18 protein-coding genes are annotated in these 20,226 nt (G+C 69.9%); 5 read left to right on the top strand and 13 right to left on the bottom strand.

Annotated features, from left to right (window positions below):
- Nucleotides 1–39: 39 nt before the first annotated feature.
- From ABNQ39_RS33660 to ABNQ39_RS33630, 7 genes are all read right to left on the bottom strand, one after another.
- On the bottom strand, nt 40–600 hold the full coding sequence (locus ABNQ39_RS33660) for a hypothetical protein (protein ID WP_376966711.1): 561 nt from the start codon (nt 598–600) through the stop codon (nt 40–42).
- 26 nt (nt 601–626) lie between these two features.
- Entirely contained in the window at nt 627–1,433 is an 807-nt protein-coding gene (locus ABNQ39_RS33655; RefSeq protein ID WP_376966709.1) for a sugar phosphate isomerase/epimerase family protein, read from the bottom strand.
- Entirely contained in the window at nt 1,430–2,248 is an 819-nt protein-coding gene (locus ABNQ39_RS33650) for an SDR family NAD(P)-dependent oxidoreductase (RefSeq protein ID WP_376966707.1), read from the bottom strand. Before ABNQ39_RS33650 ends, ABNQ39_RS33655 begins: the two co-directional genes overlap by 4 nt.
- A 14-nt stretch (nt 2,249–2,262) precedes the next feature.
- Nucleotides 2,263–3,243 carry an ABC transporter substrate-binding protein gene (locus tag ABNQ39_RS33645; RefSeq protein WP_109050181.1) on the bottom strand — a complete coding sequence of 327 codons (981 nt, stop codon included), beginning with the start codon at nt 3,241–3,243 and terminating at the stop codon, nt 2,263–2,265.
- On the bottom strand, nt 3,240–4,262 hold the full coding sequence (locus tag ABNQ39_RS33640) for an amidohydrolase family protein (protein ID WP_376966704.1): 1,023 nt from the start codon (nt 4,260–4,262) through the stop codon (nt 3,240–3,242). Before ABNQ39_RS33640 ends, ABNQ39_RS33645 begins: the two co-directional genes overlap by 4 nt.
- A gap of 65 nt (nt 4,263–4,327) precedes the next feature.
- Nucleotides 4,328–5,845: an ABC transporter permease gene (locus tag ABNQ39_RS33635; RefSeq protein WP_376966702.1), complete on the bottom strand. Its 1,518-nt coding sequence runs from the start codon at nt 5,843–5,845 to the stop codon at nt 4,328–4,330.
- Nucleotides 5,842–6,786: an ABC transporter ATP-binding protein gene (locus ABNQ39_RS33630; RefSeq protein WP_376966700.1), complete on the bottom strand. Its 945-nt coding sequence runs from the start codon at nt 6,784–6,786 to the stop codon at nt 5,842–5,844. Before ABNQ39_RS33630 ends, ABNQ39_RS33635 begins: the two co-directional genes overlap by 4 nt.
- 250 nt (nt 6,787–7,036) lie before the next feature.
- Here ABNQ39_RS33630 and ABNQ39_RS33625 point away from each other — a divergent pair, with 250 nt between their 5' ends.
- The 3 genes from ABNQ39_RS33625 to def all read left to right on the top strand — a co-directional run bounded on the left by ABNQ39_RS33625 (nt 7,037) and on the right by def (nt 9,621).
- Nucleotides 7,037–7,969 (top strand): LysR family transcriptional regulator, encoded by a 933-nt coding sequence (locus tag ABNQ39_RS33625; RefSeq protein WP_376966698.1) that lies wholly within the window; start codon nt 7,037–7,039, stop codon nt 7,967–7,969.
- A 165-nt stretch (nt 7,970–8,134) separates the two neighbouring features.
- A complete protein-coding gene (locus ABNQ39_RS33620; RefSeq protein WP_376966696.1) occupies nt 8,135–8,995 on the top strand; it encodes an urea carboxylase-associated family protein in 861 nt (286 codons plus the stop codon).
- Nucleotides 8,996–9,084: 89 nt separating this feature from the next.
- Complete coding sequence (def, locus tag ABNQ39_RS33615; protein ID WP_376966694.1) at nt 9,085–9,621, top strand: peptide deformylase; 537 nt, start codon at nt 9,085–9,087, stop codon at nt 9,619–9,621.
- Here the strand turns inward: def and ABNQ39_RS33610 are convergent.
- From ABNQ39_RS33610 to ABNQ39_RS33585, 6 genes are all read right to left on the bottom strand, one after another.
- The gene (locus ABNQ39_RS33610) at nt 9,569–10,789 is read right to left on the bottom strand and encodes a CaiB/BaiF CoA transferase family protein (RefSeq protein ID WP_376966692.1); all 1,221 of its coding nucleotides are present in this window, start codon (nt 10,787–10,789) and stop codon (nt 9,569–9,571) included. The two genes, def and ABNQ39_RS33610, sit on opposite strands and share 53 nt — an antisense overlap.
- A gap of 45 nt (nt 10,790–10,834) precedes the next feature.
- Nucleotides 10,835–11,824: an NADPH:quinone oxidoreductase family protein gene (locus ABNQ39_RS33605; RefSeq protein WP_376966690.1), complete on the bottom strand. Its 990-nt coding sequence runs from the start codon at nt 11,822–11,824 to the stop codon at nt 10,835–10,837.
- Nucleotides 11,821–12,681 carry a MaoC/PaaZ C-terminal domain-containing protein gene (locus ABNQ39_RS33600; protein ID WP_376966688.1) on the bottom strand — a complete coding sequence of 287 codons (861 nt, stop codon included), beginning with the start codon at nt 12,679–12,681 and terminating at the stop codon, nt 11,821–11,823. The genes ABNQ39_RS33605 and ABNQ39_RS33600 overlap by 4 nt, the downstream gene beginning before the upstream one ends.
- 18 nt (nt 12,682–12,699) lie before the next feature.
- A complete protein-coding gene (locus tag ABNQ39_RS33595) occupies nt 12,700–14,277 on the bottom strand; it encodes an AMP-binding protein (protein ID WP_376966686.1) in 1,578 nt (525 codons plus the stop codon).
- Nucleotides 14,278–14,398: 121 nt separating this feature from the next.
- On the bottom strand, nt 14,399–15,640 hold the full coding sequence (locus tag ABNQ39_RS33590; RefSeq protein ID WP_376966684.1) for an ABC transporter substrate-binding protein: 1,242 nt from the start codon (nt 15,638–15,640) through the stop codon (nt 14,399–14,401).
- Nucleotides 15,641–15,728: 88 nt separating this feature from the next.
- Entirely contained in the window at nt 15,729–16,787 is a 1,059-nt protein-coding gene (locus tag ABNQ39_RS33585) for an amidohydrolase family protein (protein WP_376966682.1), read from the bottom strand.
- A gap of 460 nt (nt 16,788–17,247) precedes the next feature.
- On the opposite strand from ABNQ39_RS33585, the gene ABNQ39_RS33580 reads away from it, so the two are divergent.
- On the top strand, nt 17,248–18,927 hold the full coding sequence (locus tag ABNQ39_RS33580; RefSeq protein ID WP_376966680.1) for an AMP-binding protein: 1,680 nt from the start codon (nt 17,248–17,250) through the stop codon (nt 18,925–18,927).
- 53 nt (nt 18,928–18,980) lie between these two features.
- Complete coding sequence (locus ABNQ39_RS33575) at nt 18,981–20,180, top strand: NADH:flavin oxidoreductase/NADH oxidase (RefSeq protein WP_376966678.1); 1,200 nt, start codon at nt 18,981–18,983, stop codon at nt 20,178–20,180.
- Nucleotides 20,181–20,226: the final 46 nt, after the last annotated feature.

Here is a 20,226-nt window from a genome sequence, read left to right as displayed (position 1 = left end):
CATCGCTGTGGTCTTCCTTGTTCCGGATGCGGCGGCCCATCAGCCGCGCGGGCGCCTGCTGACAACGGTTCCAGCCTCGGGCTGGAAATAGCTGCGCTCGGGCTTGTAGGTTCCGCTCGCCACGGTGATGCCCCAGCTTCCCGGCGCCAGCGCCATGAAGCCGTGGATGTCGGCGGGCGGGGCGATCACCACGCTGTCGCCCGGCTCCAGCACGCGGTCCTCGACCATGGTCAGGTCGGCCTTGCCGGGAACCGAGCCGTCGTCGCGCCGCTCGTAGACGGTGTGCTTCACCCGCCCCCGGTAGATCGCCATGCTTTCCCAGTTGCCATGGTCGTGGACGGCGATGGGCTGGCCGTCGGGCAGCTCGAACAGCAGGATCGACAGGTCGCCGTCATAGTAGAGGTACTGGGAATTGGCGACGTGGTTGCCGATGCGCGGCACGCCGGCCGTGCACAGGTCGGGCCGGGCGGCGAGCGCGGCCAACGGTTCGCGCAGCGCCTCCGTCAGGCGGGCGGTGTCGTGTCCGTGCGTCTCGATCGCCCGGATGACCGCCTGGGCGCAGGCGCGGATGGCGGTGCCGGTCTCGGGGCTGGCGGCCATGATGGTTCCTCCTGGGTGGGCGGTGGTCAGAGCGACGCCAGCAGGCGGCGGGTGGCGGCGACCGCCCGCGCCACGCGGGCTGGCGCGTCCATCGTCCGCGCCAGGGCGGCGGTGGGGATTTCGAGGGCGAGCGGCAGGCCGGGCGGAAGCGCGCGCAGCAGCCCGGTCAGGTCGATGCCGCCGTCGCCGGGAAACAGCCGCTCCTTCACCGCGGTGTGCAGCAGGGAGTCGCGGTCGGTCCCATAATCGCGCGGGGCGTCGCAGAGATGCATGTAGGCGAACAGGCCGGGCGGGATCGCCGCCACCTCGGCCGGCGTGCCGCCGGAGCGGTCGTAATGCAAGGCGTCGAGCGCGATGCCGATGTTCAGGCGCCCCACCCGGCCGATCAGCCGGGCGGCGGCGGTGGCGTTCGGCACGCTCATCCAGGGCACGAACTCGAACTGCACGGTCAGGCCGAAGCCGGCGGCATCGTCGCACAGCCGCCCCAGCCTTGCCGCCAACCGCCCCTCGTCGGGGTCGTCGCCGGTCGCCAGAACATGGCGGGCGCCCAGCTCGGCCGCCGCCTCCAGGAAGGAGCGGAAGGCGTCGAGGTCGGTGTGGGGCAGGATGCGGGCGGTGTTGGCGTCGAGCGCCGTGACGCCGCGGTCGGCCATGCGCCGCTTCATTTCGCGCCTGAGGGCGGGGTCGGCCAGCAGCGGCATCGGATCGCCGTCGGGCTGGCCGCCCAGCAGGCGCAGGCCGACATGGGCGCAGCCCTGGTCCGCCGCCACCGTCACCATGTCGGTCGGCGACAGCTCCGGCACCGTGTAGTAGGAGAGCGACAGCGGGTTCATGCCGCGCCTCCCGCCGCCTGGAGGGGGAAGGGAGCCGGACGGACACCTCCATATTGCGCCCAGGTTCCGGCAACGTGCCATCCGGCATCCACCACCAGATTGACGCCGGTGATCGCCGACGCCCGGTCGGAGGCCAGGAACTCGATGCTCTCCGCCACCTCGCGCGGCTGCACGATCCGGCCGAGCGCGGTGAATTCGGCCGGATCGGCGGCGTAGCGGCCCGACCGGATCCGTTCGACCACCCGAGGGACCAGCGTCGAGCCGGGCGAGACGCAGTTGACCCGGACCCCGGCGCGGCCCCACTCCCCGGCGAGGTTCAGCGTCAGGCTGACCACCCCCGCCTTGCTCGACGCATAGGCATGGACCGGCACCGAGCCGATGGCGGCAATCGATGCGATGTTGACGATGCTGCCCCGCCCCTGCCGCGCCATGCGGGTGCCGAAGGCGCGGTTGGCGTAATAGGTGCCGGTCAGGTTGACGTGGATTGTGCGCTCCCACACCTCCAGCGGCAGCTCGGCCGGCGGCAGCACCGGCTGGAAGACGGCGGCGGCGACCACCAGCGCGCCGACCGGGCCATGCGCCGCCTCGATGGCCGCCGCCGCCCGCTCCACCGCGCCGGCATCGGCGATGTCGAGCGCCAGCGCGGCGCCGCCGAGGTCGCCGGCAACCCGTTCCGCGGCGTCCAAGTCGAGGTCGGCGACCGCCAGCCGCCAGCCGCGCGCCGCCATCAGCCGGGCGGTCTCCTCGCCGATGCCGTTGCCGCCGCCGATGACGACGGCCAGCGCGCCGTCCGCGGTCGAGGTCTGCTGCGTCATGGCGGGGGCCTCCGTCACTTGCGCAGGTCGGCGGCGAGGAAGGAGCTGTCCAGCACCTTCGACCAGTCGACCGGGCCGGACCATTCGCCCATGCGCTCCATGCCCTTGACCCAGATGTTCAGGGCGTCCATGTCGAAATCGCCCTGGCTCCAGTATTTGATCGCCGCCATGCGCTTCATCGAGGCGGTGGCGACATCGACCGGCAGCGTGTCGCCATAGCGCTTGGCGACCATCTTCGCGGCCTCCTCCGGGTTCTCGTAGATGAAGTTCACCGCCGAGCGCCAGGCGGCGAGCAGCCCGCGCAGCTGGTCCGGGCTCTTGCGCATGAAGTCGCCGGTGGCGACGCCGACGGTCGGCGTCATCGACGGCAGGTTCTCCAGCGAGAAGGCAACCTTGTAGCGGTCCTTGCGGGCGCTGTAGAGCGGCTCCAGGATCAGCGCCGCGTCCACCCCGCCCTGTTCCAGCGCCGACAGGCCCGAGCCGACCGATCCCAGCGCCACCATGTCGGCCTTGCCGGGATAGCCGGCCGCCTCGAAGGCCATGACGACCATCAGCTCGCTCGACGATTTCGGCGCGGTGATGCCGACCTTGCGGCCGACCAGATCCTTGACCGAGGACACGCCGCTGTCCGGCCGCGTCACCCACAGCAGGTCGTCCACCCGGCGGATCGCGGTATGGACGATGCGGATGTCCATGCCCTGCCTGATGCCGGCCAGCGCGGTGGAGGTGCTGACGATGCCGTAGCCGAGGCCGCCGCCCACCATGTTGCGGATGCCGGTGCCGCCGCCGACCGAACTCATCACGTCGGTGACGTCGACGCCGTTCTTCTTGTAGTCGCCGCGCTCCAGCGCCACCGCGATGGGGGCGGTGTTCAGCAGGGCGCCATAGTGGGACGCCATGATCTCCAGCGCATGGGCCTGCGGTGCGGAGGCCAGCAGGCCGCCGATCAGCGGCACCGCCGCCAGCGCGCGGGTCAGGAAACGGGTGATGGTCATGGCGTCCCTCCGTTGTCAGTTTTGTCTTTTCTCAGCAGGCGGCGGGCGTTGCCAGCCAGCGCGGGCGACACGGCGCCGTGATGCCCGTCCTCCGGCTGGTCCCAGCCGGCGAAATTGGTGCCGAAGACCAGCCGGTCCGGCCCCACCACCTGCGTCAGCAGCGCCAACGCCCGGTCGTCGTTCAGGTGCGTGTCGAACCACAGGCGCGACAGCATCTCCTCGAAGGCGCCGTCCTTCTTCATCGACTGGCTGGCCCAGGGCCGCTTCATGCCGGCCTGCGCCAGCCGCCCGGCGGTGAAGGCGGCCGCCCCGCCGCCATGGCTGATCCAGACGTCCAGCCGGGGATGACGCTCCAGCACGCCGCCGAAGATCAGGGTGGCGACGGCGATGGTCTCCTGCGCGGCGAAGCCGATGATGACGTCGAGGTCGAAGCGCTTCAGCGCCGGGTCGCCGGGCGGCCCGTCGATGCCGGCCGGGGCCGGATGCAGGAACAGCGGCACGTCCAGCCGGACGAACGCCTCGTAGAGCCTGTCGAACTCCGGGCTGTGCAGCGGCTCGCCCGCGAATTCGGTGCCGGTCGCCGCCCCCCACAGTCCCAGTTCGCCGACGGAGCGCTCCAGCTCCTCCGTCGCGGCGCGCGGGTCCTGCATCGGCAGGGCGGCCAGCCCGGCCAGCCTGTCGGGATAGCGCGCGACCAGCTCGGCCAGCGCGTCGTTGTGCCGGCGGCAGAAGGAGACGGCCGAGGGCACGTCGATGTGGTGGAAGTAGTTCAGCGGACTGGCCGACAGCACTTGGAAATCGATGCCGGCCTGGTCCATGCGGCGCAGCCGCAGCTCCGGATCGGTGAAGGGGCTGTTCAGGTGGCGGACGCCGCTCAGCCGGTAATTGCCGACGCGGTACCAGGGCTGGCCGGTCTCGTCGACGCCATGCTCCGGCCCGTGGATGCCGGCGGCACCGTTGGTCGCCTCCAGGCGGACATGGGCATGGACGTCGATCAGCGTCGCGGTTTCGATGGGCATGGGAAGGTCCTTTCCGCCGGGCGGGCCGGCGGCCGGGAAGGAGGTGAACGGAGGTGCCGGATGGCTCAGGCGGCCCGGTGCATCCGGTTGTCGAGCGCGAGCAGCGCGCTGTTGACCGCCAGGGCGAACAGGCCGATCAGCACGGTGACGCTCATCATCGTCGCGGTGTCGTTGACGCTGATGCCGTTCATGATCATGAAGCCCAGCCCGCGCTTGGACGCGAACATCTCGCCGACCATCACGCCCAGCAGGGTGATGGAGAAGCTGATGCGCAGGCCGGTCACGATCTCCGGCACCGTCGCCGGCACCAGGACTGCGATCAGCGTCTGCATCCGCGTCAGCCGCATGGCGCGGGCCGAGCGCCGCAGCACCGGGTTCATGGCGCGGATGGCGCCCATGGTCACCAGCATCATCGGGATGAAGCCGTGCAGCGTGCCGAAGGCGACCTTCGCCGGCATGCCGAGCCCGAACAGCAGCAGGATCACCGGATAGAGCGTGACCTTGGGAATGGCGTAGAGGGTGACGAACAGCGGCTCCAGCACGTCCGACAGCGCGCGGTTGGCACCGATCAGCACACCCGCCAGCCCACCGCCGATGCAGGAGATCAGCAGCGACAGCCCCAGCGCCTTGGCGGTCTCCGCCACGTTTTCCCAGAAGGACGGGTTGCCGAACAGGACGGTCATCCGGTTCAGGGTGACGGTGGGCGAAGCCAGCGCCTCGTCCCCGGCGAGCCCGTGGAACAGCTGCCAGCCGCCCAGGATCAGCAGGGCGATGACGGCGGCAGCCACCAGCTTCTCCCCCGCCCCGGCGGTGTCGCGGGCGGCGCCGACGCGGCCGGCGCCCGAGCGGTGGCGCACGCGCTGTTCCGCCCAGTGCAGCAGCACGGTCAGGCTGGACACGAAGACCACGACGAACAGCAGCAGCGCGTACATCGTCCGGTCCTGGAGATTGTTGTACGCGAAGGCGATGGAGTAGCCGAGCCCGCTGCCGGCCAGGATGAACTCCGCCCCGATTACGCCGGTCACCGAATAGCTCAACGCCAGCTTCACCCCGGTGAAGATGTGCGGCCCGGCCGCCGGAAGCTGGATCAGCAGCGCGTCCTGGACGCGGTCGAGGCGGTAGGTGCGGCCGACCTTGCGCAGCACCGGCGGGATGCGGTCCAGCCCGGACAGCGTCGCCGTCACCATCGCCATCACCGCATAAAGGAAGCCCATGGCGATGATCGGCAGCGCGTTCATGCCGAGCAGCACGATGAACAGCGGATACAGCACGAAGAACGGCAGGGCGTAGTAGCTGGCGATCAGCGGCTCGACCGCCCGGCGGACCCGCGGCAGGGCGTGGAGCGCGACGCCGCCGGCAAAACCTGCAACCATCGCGGCGACGGCGGCGGCGAGGATGTTGCGCAGGGTGAAGCCGATCTGCGACCAGAAGCCGTCGGTTCCCATCAGCCGGACCAGCTCGGCCAGCATCTCCGACGGCGGGATCATTGTGGCGCGCCCGACATAGCCCAGCCGGCAGGACGCCTCCAGCGCCAGGACGGCCGCGGCGGTGATCAGCAGGCGCTGGATGCCGGCCCGCGTCATCCCATGACCCTCCGCTGGCTGGCCATCGCCTTCAGCAATTCCTCGCGCAGCGTGTTCCACAGCCGGGTGGTGACCTCACCGAAGGCCGGTTGGGCGGCGATGGCGCTGGTGCGGTCGCGCGGCCAGCCGGTTTCGACGATCTCGATGAAGCGGCCGGGGCGTGACGACATCACGCCGATGCGGTCGGACAGCATCGCCGCCTCGTCCAGCGCGTGGGTGATCAGCAGGACGGTCGCCCCGCTGGCCCGCCACAGCCGCAGCAGCTCGTCCCCCATCAGCAGGCGGGTCTGCTGGTCGAGTGCGCCGAACGGCTCGTCGAGCAGCACGAGGCGCGGGCGCATCACCAGCGTCCGGGCGATGCAGACGCGCTGGCGCATGCCGCCGGACAGCTGGTTGGGATAGGCGTCGGCGAAATCGTTCAGCCCCATGAAATCGATGGCATGGCGGACGCGCTCTTCCGCCTCCGCACCGCGGAAGCCGGCGCGGCGCAGGCCGAAGGCGATGTTGTCGCGCACGGACAGCCAGGGGAACGAGGCATCCTCCTGGAAGACCACGCCGACCCCGTCGGGAACCGTGCCGCGCACGCGCTTGCCTTCGAAGGTGATGGTGCCGTCGGTTGGGCTGCTCAGCCCGGCCAGCACGTCGAGCAGGGTGGATTTGCCGCAGCCGGACGGCCCGACGATGGAGAAGAACTCTCCCCGGCGCAGTTCAAGATCGACCGGACCCAGCGCATGGACCGCCGATCCGAAGATGCGGGTGACGCCGGTCATCACCGCGTGGGCGCCGGCCGCGAGGCCGTTGGAACTCTGGGCACCGTTCGGACCCTGGGCGCGGCCGAAGGGAATGGGCTGCGCCGGATGGGACGCACCTGCCGGACCTTGGGAGAGATCCTTGGAAGGATCCTGGGGGATCGGTGCTCTTTCTGACGATAGGCCACGCATGGGCTGCATCTCCCTCCCGGTGTCGGGCATTCGGCGTTGCGCCTGAATTCTGTTTGTTTTGTAAGCATACAAATGCAGCCCGCCGGCCCTGTCTAGGACAGCTTTGGACCACCCCCATACAAAAATTGTTTGCCCTCCCCCGCCGCCGATGCGAGGCTTCTGTCCCTGCCGGTGGCGTGCCCCACGGCTGCCCCACTTGGGCCGCCCCACCTGGGCTGCCAGGATGGGCCGCAACGATGGATCCCGACCGATGCGCAGCCGCCAGTTGGAAAGCTTCATCCTCGTCTGCGAACTCGGCAGCATCAGCAAGGCGGCGCTGGCGCTGAACATCGCGCAGCCGGCGCTGGGGGTGCAGATCAAGGCGTTGGAGCGGGAGTTCGGCGTGCCGCTACTGGTCCGCACCGTCACCGGAACCCACCCCACCCCGGCCGGCCTGCTCTTTCTGGAAGAGGCGCGGCTGATGGTGCGGCGCCTGCAGGATTTGAAACGGTCGCTGCGCGAGGTCGCCGGGCAGGTCCCGAGAACGCTGGCCGTGGGACTGACCCCCAGCCTGTCCGGGCTGCTGGCCGGCAGGCTGATGGAACGGCTGCACGGCGCCCTGCCGGGGGTGGAACTGAAGCTGTTCGAAGAGCTGAGCCATGCCCTCATCGGCCATGTCTCATCGGGCAAGCTGGATCTGGCGCTGGCCTACACGGTGCCGCGCAGCCGCTTGCTGCACCGGGAACCGCGGCTGAACGAGGCGCTGTGCCTGATCACCCATCCGGGTTCGCGGTTCGACGGGAGCGGCCCGCTGTCACTGGCGGCCATCGCCGACGCCGAACTGGCGATGCCCAACGAGGGCGATCTGGTCAGGCGTCTGGTCACCGACGCGATGACGGCGCGCGGGCTGGTGCCAAACATCGCCTTCTCACTCGAATCGATGCAGGCGATCAAGGACATGGTCCGGCGCGGGCTGGCCTGCGCGATCCTGCCGCACAGCGCCGTCGCGGAAGACATCCAGTCCGGCGCCCTGGTGATCCGGCCGATCTGCGACCCGGCGCTGATGCGCACGCTGTTCCTCATCCATCCCGCCGGAACCGACGTGAATGCCGCCACGGCAGAGGCGCTGCGCATCATCGACGGCCTGCTGGACGAGCTGAGGCGGAGGGACCGGAACTTCACCGTCGCGACGGAAGAGGCGTGATGGTTTCCATATGGCCGTTACCGATTTCAATGGTGTTGTCGGTGGTGATCCCGGTTAAGGCTTCGGCCCAGGGCGCACCCCGATTGCGCACCAGCCCCTAAACAATCCTTGAACAGTCCCTGAACAGCCCTCGCCGCGAGAGGGCACAATCGAACGGAAAAGCCAATGAAGCCCGCCCCCATCACCGCGCCCCCCGCAGATGCCGCTGCACGCAAGGCGGTCAGGCCGGTCATCTGCTATCCGACGCAGAGCCTGCCGCGTGCCGATCTGGCGGCCTACCGCGCGGTGCGGGACGGGATGGAGCTGGTCGGGACGGCGGTGGTCCCGCCGCGCGATGCGGCCACCTGGACCGTGCCCGCCGGCCATTTCTGCCGCATCGTCTCGACCGAGGGCGCACAGGTTGGCGACCTCAACCTCTTCAACGCCAACGATTTGAAGGAGCGGCTCTATACCGGCAAGACCCGCGCGCTGAACGGCACCCATGTCGGGCTTGGCGATCAGCTGTTTTCCAACCTCCCCTATCTCCGCCCCATCGCCACCATCACGCACGACACGCTCGACTGGTACGGTTTCGACGAATTCGGCGGGTCGGTGCATGACGTCATCGGCACCCGCTGCGACCCCTACACGCACAATCTGCTCAGCGCCGGGGACCATTACCACCACTGCTGCCATTCGAATCTCACCCGCGCCCTGGCGAAAGCCACCGGCATGACCCTGCCCGAGGCCGAACCCCACATCCACGATGTGCTGAACGTCTTCATGTGCACGGGCTTCAGCCGGGACACCGGGCAGTATTTCATGAAGGCCAGCCCGGTGCGGCCGGGCGATTATCTCGAGTTTTTCGCCGAAGTCGACCTGCTCGGCTGCATGTCCGCCTGCCCCGGCGGCGATTGCTCGTCGGAGCATTCCTCGGACGCGGCCAGTTGCCATCCGCTCCTCGTCGAGATCTACAAGCCCGCCCGACTGCCGGAGGGATGGCGCGCACCGGCCATCAATGGCTACGACCGAAGCCACGGCTGCTGAACAGCTCCAGACATCGCAGATCGCACTTGCACCGCGGCCGATCCCGATGACTCAATGGAGCGGCTATCGAGCGGAGTGACGGACACATCATGCGCGAAATCTTGAAGATGGGCGATCCCCGCTTGCAGCGGGTGGCGAGGCCGGTCGAGGATATCCACGACCCGGCGGTGACGTCGCTGATCGCCGAGATGTTCGAAACCATGCATGCCGCCAGCGGCGCCGGGCTGGCCGCTCCGCAGATCGGCGTCGACCTGCGGGTGATCGTCTTCGGCTTCGACGCCAATCCGCGCTACCCGGACGTGCCTCCCGTCCCCGTCACCACGCTGATCAATCCCTGGTTCGAAAAACTCACCGAAGAGGTGGAGGAATCCTGGGAGGGCTGCCTGTCGGTTCCGGGTCTGCGCGGGATGGTTCCGCGCTGCACGCACATCCGTTATGGCGGCACCCTGGAGGACGGCACGACGCTCGTCCGCGAAGCGAAAGGCTTCCACGCGCGGGTCTTCCAGCACGAGTTCGACCACCTCGACGGCTTCCTCTATCCCCAGCGGATCGTGGACATGACCAAGTTCGGCTTCATCGACGTCCTGTTCCCGGAGTCCGGACTGGCCGATCTGGAAGCGCACTGACCCGATCCAGGCGGGAGATGTCCTCCGCCGAAAACCCCCACTCCTCCAGGACGCTCCGCGTGTGCTCTCCCGGCTCCGGCGGCGGCCCCTGGACCGCCGGCCGGCTGCGGCTGAAGCGCGGGGCCGGCGCCGGCTGAACCACGCCGTCCAGTTGGACGAAACTTCCACGCGCAGCCATGTGCGGGTGGTGCGGCGCCTCCGCCATCGACAGGACGGGGGCGAAGCAGACGTCGGTCCCCTCCAGCAGAGCGCACCACTCGTCGCGCGTCCGCGTCCGGAAGGCCTCGGCGAAGGCCTTGCGCAGACAGGGCCAATTGGCTTCGCTGCGGTCGCGCAAGGCCGCGTCGGTCAGCCCGAGGAGTTCCAGCAGTCTCTCGTAGAAGCGCGGCTCCAGCGGGCCGATGGCGACATGCCTGCCGTCGCTGGTCTCGTAGCTGTCGTACCAGGGAACGCCGCCGTCGAGCAGGTTCCCCGCCCGGCGGTCCCGCCACAGCCCGGCATCCAGCAGCCCGTAGAGCGCAGCGCCCAGCGAGGCCGCCCCGTCGACCATCGCCGCGTCGACCACCTGCCCGCGCCCCGACCGTTGGCGTTCGAGCAGGGCGCAGACGATGCCGAACGCCAGATACATGGCACCGCCGCCATAATCGCCGATCAGGTTCAGCGGCGGCAGCGGCCGGTCGGCCGGGCCGATGGCGTGCAGCATGCCGCTGAGCGCGATGTAGTTCAGGTCGTGCCCGGCGGCCTTCGCCAGCGGCCCCTCCTGACCCCAGCCGGTGATCCGGCCATAGACCAGCAGCGGGTTGACAGCCAGCAGCTCGTCGGGACCGAGGCCGAGCCGCTCCATCACGCCGGGCCGGAAGCCTTCGATCAGGGCGTCGGCCCGGACCGCCAGCCGCTTCAGCGCCGCCGCCCCTTCCGGACTTTTGAGATCGAGCACGACCGAGCGCCGGCCGCGGTTGGTGACGTTGCTGGGGACCGGAATGTCGATGCCCTGGTCGGGCGCCGAGGCGCGGTCGATGCGGATCACCTCCGCCCCCATGTCGGACAGCATCATGGCGCAGAACGGGCCGGGCCCGATACCGGCGATCTCGATGACGCGCAGGCCCGCCAGCGGCCCCGTCGGCTTCCCATTCTCCATCGCATCCCGCTCCACAAGGTTTCTGCTCATTCGCCGCAGCCCGCGCGCCGTTTTTCAGGGCGTGCGGCGTCCCGGTCAGCGCACGGTGTCGAAATCGAGCCGGATCACCGGCTTGCCGACGCTGCGCCGGTTCCGGAAATCGTCCAGCAGCCCGACCAGCGCGGACAGCGGATGAACGATGGGTCGTTCCGGCCGGAGAATACCGGCCTCGAACAGCGTGCGCAGGCGCGCCAGCAGCGCCCGGTTGGCCGCCGGCTCCTGCTGCATGAAGCCGCCCCAATCCACCCCGACGACGCTCGCCCGCTTCAGGAGCGGCAGGTTGAGCGGAAGGCGCGGGATCTCACCGGCGGCGAAGCCGACGACCAGATGGCGCCCGCCGGGGGCGAGGCTGCGGAAGGCCGGTTCGGACAGGGCGCCGCCCACCGGGTCCAGCACCAGATCGACCCCGCCGCCCAGCGTTTCCGTCATCGCGCGGCGCCAGTCCGCGGCGCCGTAATCGACCGCCAGATCGGCGCCGCGCGCCCGGCAGAAGGCCAGCTTCTCCGCCGAGGAGGCCGCCGCGACCACCCGGCCGCCAAGCCCGCGCGCGATGTCGATGGCAGCCGCTCCCACCGTCCCGGCACCGCCGAGCACCAGCACCGTCTCGCCGGCGCGCATCCGCCCGCAGGTCTCCAGCGCATAGAGGCTGGTCGCGTAAGCGCTGAGGACCGAGGCGGCGGTGGCGGCGTCCATGTCCGGCGGCGTCGCCATGCAATGGTCGCAGCGGGCCACCGCGCGTTCGGCCAGCGCACCGGTGAAGGCGATGGCGGCGACCCGGAGGCCGACCAGCGCCGGATCGCCGCCCTCCCCCACCGCCAGCACCCGCCCGGCCAGTTCGCGGCCCGGAACGAAGGGGGGGGCCGGGCGCTCCTGGTAGCGTCCGCCCAGCAGGACCGCGTCGAAGCCGCCGATGCCGACCGCCTCGACCGCGATCAGCGCCTCGCCGGGGCCGGGCTCCGGTCCGGCGGTCTCGGCGATGCGCAATTCGGGCGGATCGCCGTAGGACAGGCACTGCAACGCCTTCATCGGATGGCCCCCCCGCGCAGCCGGCTCAGGCCATTCTTGACCACGACGATTTCGTGCGCCTTGACCCGCGCCTGGAAGGACACGGCGTCGCCGTCCACCCACAGATCGACGGTGATCGTCTCCCCCGGAAAGACCGGGGCCGAGAAGCGCGCCTGATGGTGCAGCATGCGCTCCGGCTGGAAATCGCAGCAGGCCGCCAGCACGGCGCGGGCGGTGATCGCATAGGTGCAGAGCCCGTGCAGGATCGGGCGTGGAAAGCCGGCGGTGCGCGCCGCTTCCGGGTCGGCGTGCAGCGGGTTGAGGTCGCCGGACAGCCGGTAGAGCAGCGCCTGCGACGGCGTGGTCGGCATGTCCAGCGACAGGTCGGGTGCACGGCCGGGCACCGGATGCGGCGCCGGCTGTCCGTCGGCCGGCCCGCCGAAGCCGCCTTCCGCCCGGCCGAAGGCGGTGGTGACGACGGTCGCCAGCGGCTCGGGGTCGCCGTCGAGGCGCAGGATCTTCTCCTGGGCGAAGACCGCGCCCTTCCCTGCCCCCTTGTCCCAGGCGCCGACCATGCGGCCCTCGACGATGCCCCTGCCGCTCGGCGGAATCGGCCCGTGCAGGGTGATGGACTGCTCGCCATGCAGGAGGTAGCGGGTGTCGAGCCCGATCTGGAACAGCGGCCCCCCGGCGAAGGTCGGGACAATGGGGAAGGTCGGCAGCACCTTCAGGCCGCGTTCGTAGACGAAGGGCAATTCCTTCTCGTCCATGGAACTGGCCCCCGCCCCGACCCCCAGCGCGTAAAGCATCACGTCGCGCTCGGTCCAGGACACCGGATCCTGGGTCCTCAGCGCCATGATCGCCGCATGATCCAGCATGGTCCGCTCCCTTCCGCTTCAGTTCACCCCGCGCGTTCTGCCGCGCCAGTAGGGTTCGCGCAACGCCTTGCGGTCCACCTTGCCGAGGCCGGTCAGCGGCATGTCGGCGACGATGTCGATGGATTTCGGCGACCAGGGCGCGCCGCGCACTGCCTTCACATGCGCCTGGAGGTCCGCCGGTTCCACCGCGGCGCCGGGGCGCAGGGTGACGAATCCCTTCACCGCCTCGCCCCATTTGCTGTCCGGGATGCCGATCACCCCGGCCAGCGACACCGCCGGATGCGCCATCAGCGCATCCTCGACCTCGCGCGGATAGATGTTGAAGCCGCCGGAGATGATCATGTCCTTGGTGCGGTCCACGATGTGCAGAAACCCCTCGGCATCGCGCCGGGCGACGTCGCCGGTGTGCAGCCAGCCGCCGTGGAAGGCCTGCTCCGTCAGGTCCGGCTGACGCCAGTAGCCGGCCATCACCAGCGGTCCGCGCACGCACAGCTCGCCCGGCTCGCCGACCGCGACCTCGCGCATGTCGGCGTCGAACAGCTTCACGTCGCACAGCGCGGTCGGCCGCCCGCAGGAGCCGAGCCGCTCCGGCCTGCGCAGGTCATGGTCGACCCGGCGCAGCGTGGTGACGCATTGCGGCGCCTCCGACTGGCCGTAGAGCTGGAGGAAGACGGGGCCGAAGGCGTCGATGGCCCGGCGCAGCAGGTCCGGCGCCATCGGGGCCGCCCCGTAGACGATCAGACCGAGCGACGACAGGTCGTGCCGGGCCAGCAGGGCCGGATCCTCCACCAGCGTGTTGACGATGGTCGGCACCAGAAAGGCGGCGGTGATGCGCTCCTCCTCCACCGTGCGGCAGAACTCCGGGCCGTCGAAGCCGGGCAGCAGCCGGGCCGAGCCGCCCATCAGCATGATCGGGTACAGCATGATGCCGCCGGCATGGCTGATCGGCGTGACCGCGGCATAGCGCAGCTCGGCCGGCCATTCCCATTCGGCGGCGATGGTGGAGGCCATGGCGGCGATGGTCCGGTGCGGCAGCATGATGCCCTTGGACCGGCCGGTCGTGCCGCCGGTGTAGCAGAGCAGCGAGATGTCCTCCGCCTCCACCTGCGGGTCGAGCGGTGCCGGCTCCAGCCGCGGCAGTTCCTCCAGAAGATCCCGGACGCCGCCGTCCGGTCCGCCCAATGGACCGAGGGACAGCAGATGGTCCAGCGCCGGCACCCGCGCGCGCAGCGCCAGCGCGCGCGGCCCGAACCGTTCGGCATCGACGATCAGGGCGCGCGCCTCGCAGTCGGCCAGGATGAAAGCGTGGTCGTCCTCGCCGGACAGCGGATGCAGCGGCGTGTAGCGGATGCCGAGGATGTTGGCGGCGCAGATGGCGGCCCAGGGCTCCACCCGGTTGCCGGTCAGGATGGCGACGCCGTCGCCCTTGCCGAGACCGAGGGAGCGGAAACAGGTGACGAAGCGGCCGATCCAGCCGCCAAGCTCGGCATAGGTCCAGCGCGTCCGGCGGTCGGCCAGCGCCGGGCGGTCGGCGAAGCGGGCGACGGCGTCGGCGATCAGGCGCCCCGCCGTGCCGCCGGTGTGCAGGGATGGCATCGAACGGTCCCCTCACGGGCAATGATGGCGTGAAAGCCGAAACCGGCCCGGCGAATTGCGGTAAAAGGCCCCCTCCCCCGTTGGGAGAAGGGTGAGGGAGGGGGCGAGAGCCGTCATGCGCTCACTTCTTCACCAGCGGGCACTTGCTCTCCGACAGCGGCGCGAAAGCCTCCTCGCCGGGGATGGTCTTCAGCAGGGTGTAATAGTCCCAGGGCTGCTTGCTCTCCGACGGCGCCTTGACCTTGAACAGGTACATGTCGCGCAGCACGATGTTGTCGGCGCGCAGATGCGACGGCTTGGTCACCGCATCGCTGATCGTCGTCTCCTTCATCGCCTTCAGGACCGGAGCGGTGTCGGTGCTGTTCGCCGCCTTGACGGCCTTGAGGTAATGGTTCACCGCCGAATAGAGGCCGGCCTGCACCATGGTCGGCATCTTGCCGCGCTTGTCGAAGAAGCGCTTCGACCATGCCCGCGTCTGGTCGTTCAGGTCCCAATAGAAGGATTCGGTGACGTACATCCCCTTGGCCATCGGCAACCCCATGGCGTCGATGTCGGTGATCATCGGCAGGAGCGGCGTCAGGGCGACGCTGCCGTTCAGGCCGTACTCGTTGGCCTGCTTCACCGCGTTGATGGTGTCGGGACCGGAGTTGCCGAAGCCGATGGCCTTGGCGCCCGAGCTTTGCCCCATCAGGATCTGCGAGGAGAAGTCGTTGTTGTTGAAGGGATGCTTGACCGAGCCCAGCACCGTGCCGCCGGCCGCCAGCACGCCCTTGGTCGCATCCTCCTCCAGCGAACGGCCGCCGGCATAATCGGCGGTGACGAAATACCAGGTCTTGGCGCCGTCCATGGTGACCGCCTTCGCCGTCGTGGCGGCGACCGCGCGGGTGTTGTAGCTCCAGTGCAGGGTGGTCGGCTTGCAGTCCTCGCCGGACAGGCTGTTCTGGCCGGAGGCGGTGGCGAGCACCAGCGTGTTCTTCTCGGCGCCGATGTTCGACACCGCCAGCGTGACCGAGGCGCCGGCCACGTCGGTCAGCACGTTGACGCCCTGCTCGTCGATCCACTTCCGGGCGATGCTGGAGGCGACGTCGGCCTTGCTGGTGTGGTCGGCGGACACCAGCGAGATCTTGAAGCCCGGCTTCTCCGCCGCGGTGAAGTCGTCGATTGCCATCTGCGCCGCCAGCACCGAGCCGGGTCCGACCAGATCGGAATAGATGCTGCTCATGTCGGTGAGCACGCCGATCTTCACCTCCTTGACCGGGGTCTCGGCCCCGGCGGCGGTGGGCGCGGCGGCCGTCACCGCCGACAGGGCGGCGGCGATGGCCAGACAGGACACGGCACCACGAAGCGACTTGGCGAACAACATGGCTTTCCTCCCCGGAATTCGGATTTTTCGCTTTTGGATTCTGGCTGCCGGCTTTTCTCGCCGGTCCATGCCCGCCGGCCGGCGCGGCTCAGCGCAGAACATGCTCGATGCTGTAGACCCTGGCCGCGGTGCGGCTGAACAGTGCCGCCTTCTCGTCGGCCGACGCCCCGGCGGCAAGCCGCTTGAAGCCGTTCCAGAGGACCGCGTAGCTGCACGACAGCTGGTCCACCGGGAAGTTGCTTTCGAACATCGCGCGGTCGGGACCGAAGGCCTCGATGCAGGTCTCGATGTAGGGACGCCATGCCGCGGCCAAATCCTCGGAGGACGGCGGCACCGGCCGTTCGTGGAAGCCGAAACCGCCCAGCCGCATCGCCAGCCCGCCCAGCTTGACGGTCACGTTGGGACGGCGCGCCACCTCCAGGATGCCGGCCTTCCATTGCGCGAAGACCTCGTCGCGCCGGCCGGCGTAGGGACCGATGCCGACCGGGCCGCCGACATGGTCGAGGACGATGGACGTTTCCGGGAAGGCCGCCGCCAGATCGGCGACATCGGAAAGCTGGTGATGGTAGACCCAGGCATCGAAGGTCAGGCCCAGCGGCGCCAGACAGGCGAAGCCGCGGCGGAGCTGCCCGTCGCGCAGCAGCCCTTCCGGCGGGGTGCGCATGGTGGTGCGGATTTCCGGGTTCGGGTCCCAGGAGGTCGATTGGCGGATGCCCTTGAAGCGCCCCTTGCCGGCGGCGATGTGGGCCTCCAGCACGGCGCGCACACCCTCGCCCTCGCGCAGGTCGGCATAGCTGATGATGCCGGCGCACAGGCCGGCCGGCCGGTAGACCCCCGCCTCGCACCGGTCGGCGATGGCGGTGACGAATTCGGTCTCGCCGACCGGCCGCATGTTCTCCGGCCCGTCGGTGCGGTACCCCTCGGTGCAGTCGGCGAAGACGGTGGCGACGACGTTGTGGCCCGCCTGCGCGTCGCGCTGCAATTCCTCGGCGAGGTAGCGCGGCGACCGCGGAGAGTCCCACAGATGGTGGTGCGGGTCGATGATCGGCAGATCCGGCTCCAGGATCGCCTCTTCCCGCAGGGCCAGCCAGTTCGGGTCCGCCGAAGGCAGGATCGCGCTCTGCGTGCCGCTCTTGGTCTCGGTCATTCGGTCCTCTCGTGAACGTCGGATGAGCGGCCGGGAAACGAACCGGCGCCGCCGATCCTTCCGCCGCCATCCCGGCGGGTGTCGGAGCCGGCGCGGCGAGGTCCGCGCTTCGCACACCGTTTATTGCTGGACAAGTCAATCATAAGCCTAACGAACATGGAACATAAAAAATCACGCAGGATTGATTTTTAGCGGTGCTTCATGTGCGCCCGGCTCCGCCGCCGCTCTCCACCCTTCGGCTGAGAGGTGTGTCGCCAAGCCGCCGGCGGGCCAGGAGCCGAGAAGCGGATTGACAGATAAAATAATTCGTGTGTGATTGTATTGAACCGACCAACAACCCCGGCCGGCGCATTGGCGCTTCCGGCCGGTGCCGGCAGCCCCCCGGTCCGTCGCGGCCCCGCGGTTTCAATGTCCCCCAACCGCCCGCCGCCGGCCGGCCCCGCCGTTTGGAGCCTTTCCGATGAACGAAAGCGGCATGATCGACAGCGGCGTCCCCGCCGGCAGCCCCGACAGCGATACAGCCCGGAGCGGCGCGTGCGCGCCGTCCCGGCTTTTCGAAATGCTGGACGGCGCGCCCGACGACGCAACCATGGTGGTGGGACAGCAAGGGCCCGTCACCTACGGCCGGATGCGCGCCGAGTCCGCCCGGCTCGCCGCGCGGCTGAAGGATCTCGGCCTGCGGCGCGGCGACCGGCTGGCGCTCTGGCTGCCCAACATCCCGGAATGGCTGACCACGGCGCTCGCCTGTTCGCGTCTCGGTGTCGCCGTGGTGCCGATGAATGTGCGGCTGGGCGCCCATGAGGTCGCCTTCCTGCTGTCGCGCGCCCGCTGCCGGGCGGTGGTGCTCGCCCCCGGCTACCGCAACGGCGCCTGCGCCGACGTTCTGCGCGCCGTCGATCCCGCCGAGCGCGCGGCCCTTGATCTGGTGGTGACGCTGGGCGAGGCCGAGGCGGCGCCGCTCGACGGCGTGCGCCAGACCCGGTTCGCCGACCTGATCGCGGAATCGCCGCTCCCCTTGCCGGAGGTCGCCGACGGTCGGCCGGAGGATGTCAGTCTGATCCTCGCCACCTCCGGCACCACCAGCGCGCCCAAGCTGGTTCAGCACACGCAGGAACGCAACACCCGCCATGCCGGGGACGCCGCCGCTGCGGTCGGGCTGACCGGGCCGGGGACCAGCCTGCTGCTCGGAATCCCGATGTGCGGCGCCTTCGGATACACGCTGGCGATCACCACCATCCGGGCGCAGCGCCCGCTGGTCCTGATGGAAGCCTTCGTGCCGGAGGATGCCGCCCGCCTGCTGGTGGAACATGGCATCACCCACATGCTCGGCACCGACGACATGCTCGACAAGATCCTGTCGGTGGTGCCGGAGGGCAAGCCCTTCCCGGATCTGCGCATGTTCGGCCATGCCAATTTCACGCCGGCCCTGACCGCCATCCTGCCGCCCAAGTCGGAGGCGCACGGCGTGCTGCTGCGCGGCTTCTTCGGCATGACGGAGACGCTGGCCATGTTCGCCGCCCAGCCCGCCGACGCCCCCCTGGAGCGCCGCGCCCAGGGCGGCGGCCGGCCGGTCTGCCCCACCGCCGACCTGCGGGTGCGCGACCCGGACAGCGGCGCCCTGCTGCCGGACGGCGAGATCGGCGAGGTGGAGGTGCGGACCCCCAACGCCATGATCGGCTATCTCGACAACCCGCAGGCGACGGCCGCGGTCTTTACAGAGGACGGCTATCTGCGGACCGGCGACTACGGGTACCGGCTGGCCGATGGCGGGATGATCTTCGTCTCGCGCATCAAGGACGTGCTGCGCATCGCAGGCTATCTGGTCAGCCCGACCGAGATCGAAGAGGTCATCCTGGCGCTGCCCGGCGTCACCGTCTGCCAGACCGTCGCCGCCAGCTGCCCGGCCGGCGTCCGTCCCATCGCCTTCGTCGTCATGGAGCCGGGCACGGCGCTCGACGAGGCGGCAGCGCTGGCCGCCTGCCGGGCTCAACTCGCCGTCTACAAGGTGCCGGCGCGCATCTTCGCGATAGAGGCCATGCCGGTCACCGACGGGCCGAACGGCGCCAAGGTCAAGAAGAACGTCCTGCGCGACATGGCGACGGCCTGGATGACCCCATCCGGCGAAACCGCCACAGCGTGAACCGCCCACGCCCCGCCACCGGACGAAACACCCACAATCGGGAGGAGAAGGCCTTGGGCCAGAGCGCGCTGTTCACGCCGTACACCATGCGCGGCGTCACGCTGAAGAACCGGATCGTGGTCGCCCCGATGTGGCAGTATTGCGGGGTGGACGGCTTTCCCACCGACTGGCACCTGATGAATCTCGGCCGCTTCGCCGCCGGCGGGGCCGGGCTGGTCTTTCAGGAGGGGACCACGGTGGAGCGGCGCGGCTGCGGCACCGTCGGCGATCTCGGCCTGTGGGACGACCGCTTCGTCGAGCCGCTGCGGCGCATCGTCGGCTTCGTCAAATCCTGCGGCGCCGTTCCCGGCATCCAGCTCATGCATGCCGGCCGCAAGGCGCGCCAGCGCTTTCCCTGGGACGGGCGCGGCGCCCTGCCGCGCGACCCGCAGATCGCCGACTGGGACGATTGGGACGTGGTGGCGCCCAGCGCCATTCCGCAGGACGAGGGTTATCCGATGCCGCGCGAGATGACGCGCCGGGACATCGACGACTGCGTCGAGGCGTGGGGCGCCGCCGCGGCACGGGCCGACCGCGCCGGCTATGAGGTGATGGAACTGCATGCCGCGCACGGCTATCTGATCCACGAGTTCCTGTCGCCCGCCTCCAACCGGCGGACGGACGGCTACGGCGGCTCCTTCGAAAACCGGATCCGCTTCGCGGTCGAGGTGGTGCAGCGGGTTCGCTCCTCCTGGCCGGAGCACAAGCCGCTGGTCCTGCGCGTCTCCACCGAGGATGACGGCGGCTGGGAGGTCGAGGACAGCGTGGCGCTCGCCCGCATCCTGAAGCCGCTGGGGGTGGATGCCTTCGACTGCTCGTCGGGTGGCATCTCCGGCGCCTCGCCCATCGAGACGCGGATTTCGCTCGCCTACGGCTATCAGGTCGGCTTCGCCGAGCGGGTGCGCCGCGAGGCCGGACTGCCGACCATGGCGGTCGGCCTGATCATCCATGCCGATCAGGCCGAGGCCATCGTCCGCGACGGCTGCGCCGATCTGGTCGCCGTCGCCCGCGAGCTGCTCTACAACCCGAACTGGCCGCTCGACGCCGCGCAGAAGCTTGGGGTCGACCCCGCCTTTACGCTGGCTCCGGTGCAGCACAGCCATTTCCTGCACCGCCGGTCGGTGTCCGGCTTCACCGGCTCGCTCTCCACCTGGGGGCCGGGGATGGGCGCCGGGGCCGCCGATACCCCATTGCCCGATCCTCCATTGTCCTGATCGAGGATCGGGCCTCCTTCCCGCAGAACCGGAAGGAGGCCCGGCT

The organism is Azospirillum sp. A26 (assembly GCF_042604635.1).
In the GTDB taxonomy this organism is placed as follows: Bacteria; Pseudomonadota; Alphaproteobacteria; order Azospirillales; family Azospirillaceae; genus Azospirillum; species Azospirillum palustre.
This window is presented reverse-complemented; position numbering and strand designations above follow the sequence as displayed.

Coding starts and splice junctions, on each gene's coding strand:
- ABNQ39_RS33595 (WP_376966686.1), bottom strand. CDS start 14,277: ATGCCATCCCTGCACACCGGCGGCACGGCGGGGCGCCTGATCGCCGAC.
- ABNQ39_RS33655 (WP_376966709.1), bottom strand. CDS start 1,433: ATGAACCCGCTGTCGCTCTCCTACTACACGGTGCCGGAGCTGTCGCCG.
- ABNQ39_RS33645 (WP_109050181.1), bottom strand. CDS start 3,243: ATGACCATCACCCGTTTCCTGACCCGCGCGCTGGCGGCGGTGCCGCTG.
- ABNQ39_RS33590 (WP_376966684.1), bottom strand. CDS start 15,640: ATGTTGTTCGCCAAGTCGCTTCGTGGTGCCGTGTCCTGTCTGGCCATC.
- ABNQ39_RS33640 (WP_376966704.1), bottom strand. CDS start 4,262: ATGCCCATCGAAACCGCGACGCTGATCGACGTCCATGCCCATGTCCGC.
- ABNQ39_RS33585 (WP_376966682.1), bottom strand. CDS start 16,787: ATGACCGAGACCAAGAGCGGCACGCAGAGCGCGATCCTGCCTTCGGCG.
- ABNQ39_RS33580 (WP_376966680.1), top strand. CDS start 17,248: ATGAACGAAAGCGGCATGATCGACAGCGGCGTCCCCGCCGGCAGCCCC.
- ABNQ39_RS33610 (WP_376966692.1), bottom strand. CDS start 10,789: ATGAGCAGAAACCTTGTGGAGCGGGATGCGATGGAGAATGGGAAGCCG.
- ABNQ39_RS33605 (WP_376966690.1), bottom strand. CDS start 11,824: ATGAAGGCGTTGCAGTGCCTGTCCTACGGCGATCCGCCCGAATTGCGC.
- ABNQ39_RS33625 (WP_376966698.1), top strand. CDS start 7,037: ATGCGCAGCCGCCAGTTGGAAAGCTTCATCCTCGTCTGCGAACTCGGC.
- ABNQ39_RS33650 (WP_376966707.1), bottom strand. CDS start 2,248: ATGACGCAGCAGACCTCGACCGCGGACGGCGCGCTGGCCGTCGTCATC.
- def (WP_376966694.1), top strand. CDS start 9,085: ATGCGCGAAATCTTGAAGATGGGCGATCCCCGCTTGCAGCGGGTGGCG.
- ABNQ39_RS33660 (WP_376966711.1), bottom strand. CDS start 600: ATGGCCGCCAGCCCCGAGACCGGCACCGCCATCCGCGCCTGCGCCCAG.
- ABNQ39_RS33600 (WP_376966688.1), bottom strand. CDS start 12,681: ATGCTGGATCATGCGGCGATCATGGCGCTGAGGACCCAGGATCCGGTG.
- ABNQ39_RS33630 (WP_376966700.1), bottom strand. CDS start 6,786: ATGCGTGGCCTATCGTCAGAAAGAGCACCGATCCCCCAGGATCCTTCC.
- ABNQ39_RS33620 (WP_376966696.1), top strand. CDS start 8,135: ATGAAGCCCGCCCCCATCACCGCGCCCCCCGCAGATGCCGCTGCACGC.
- ABNQ39_RS33635 (WP_376966702.1), bottom strand. CDS start 5,845: ATGACGCGGGCCGGCATCCAGCGCCTGCTGATCACCGCCGCGGCCGTC.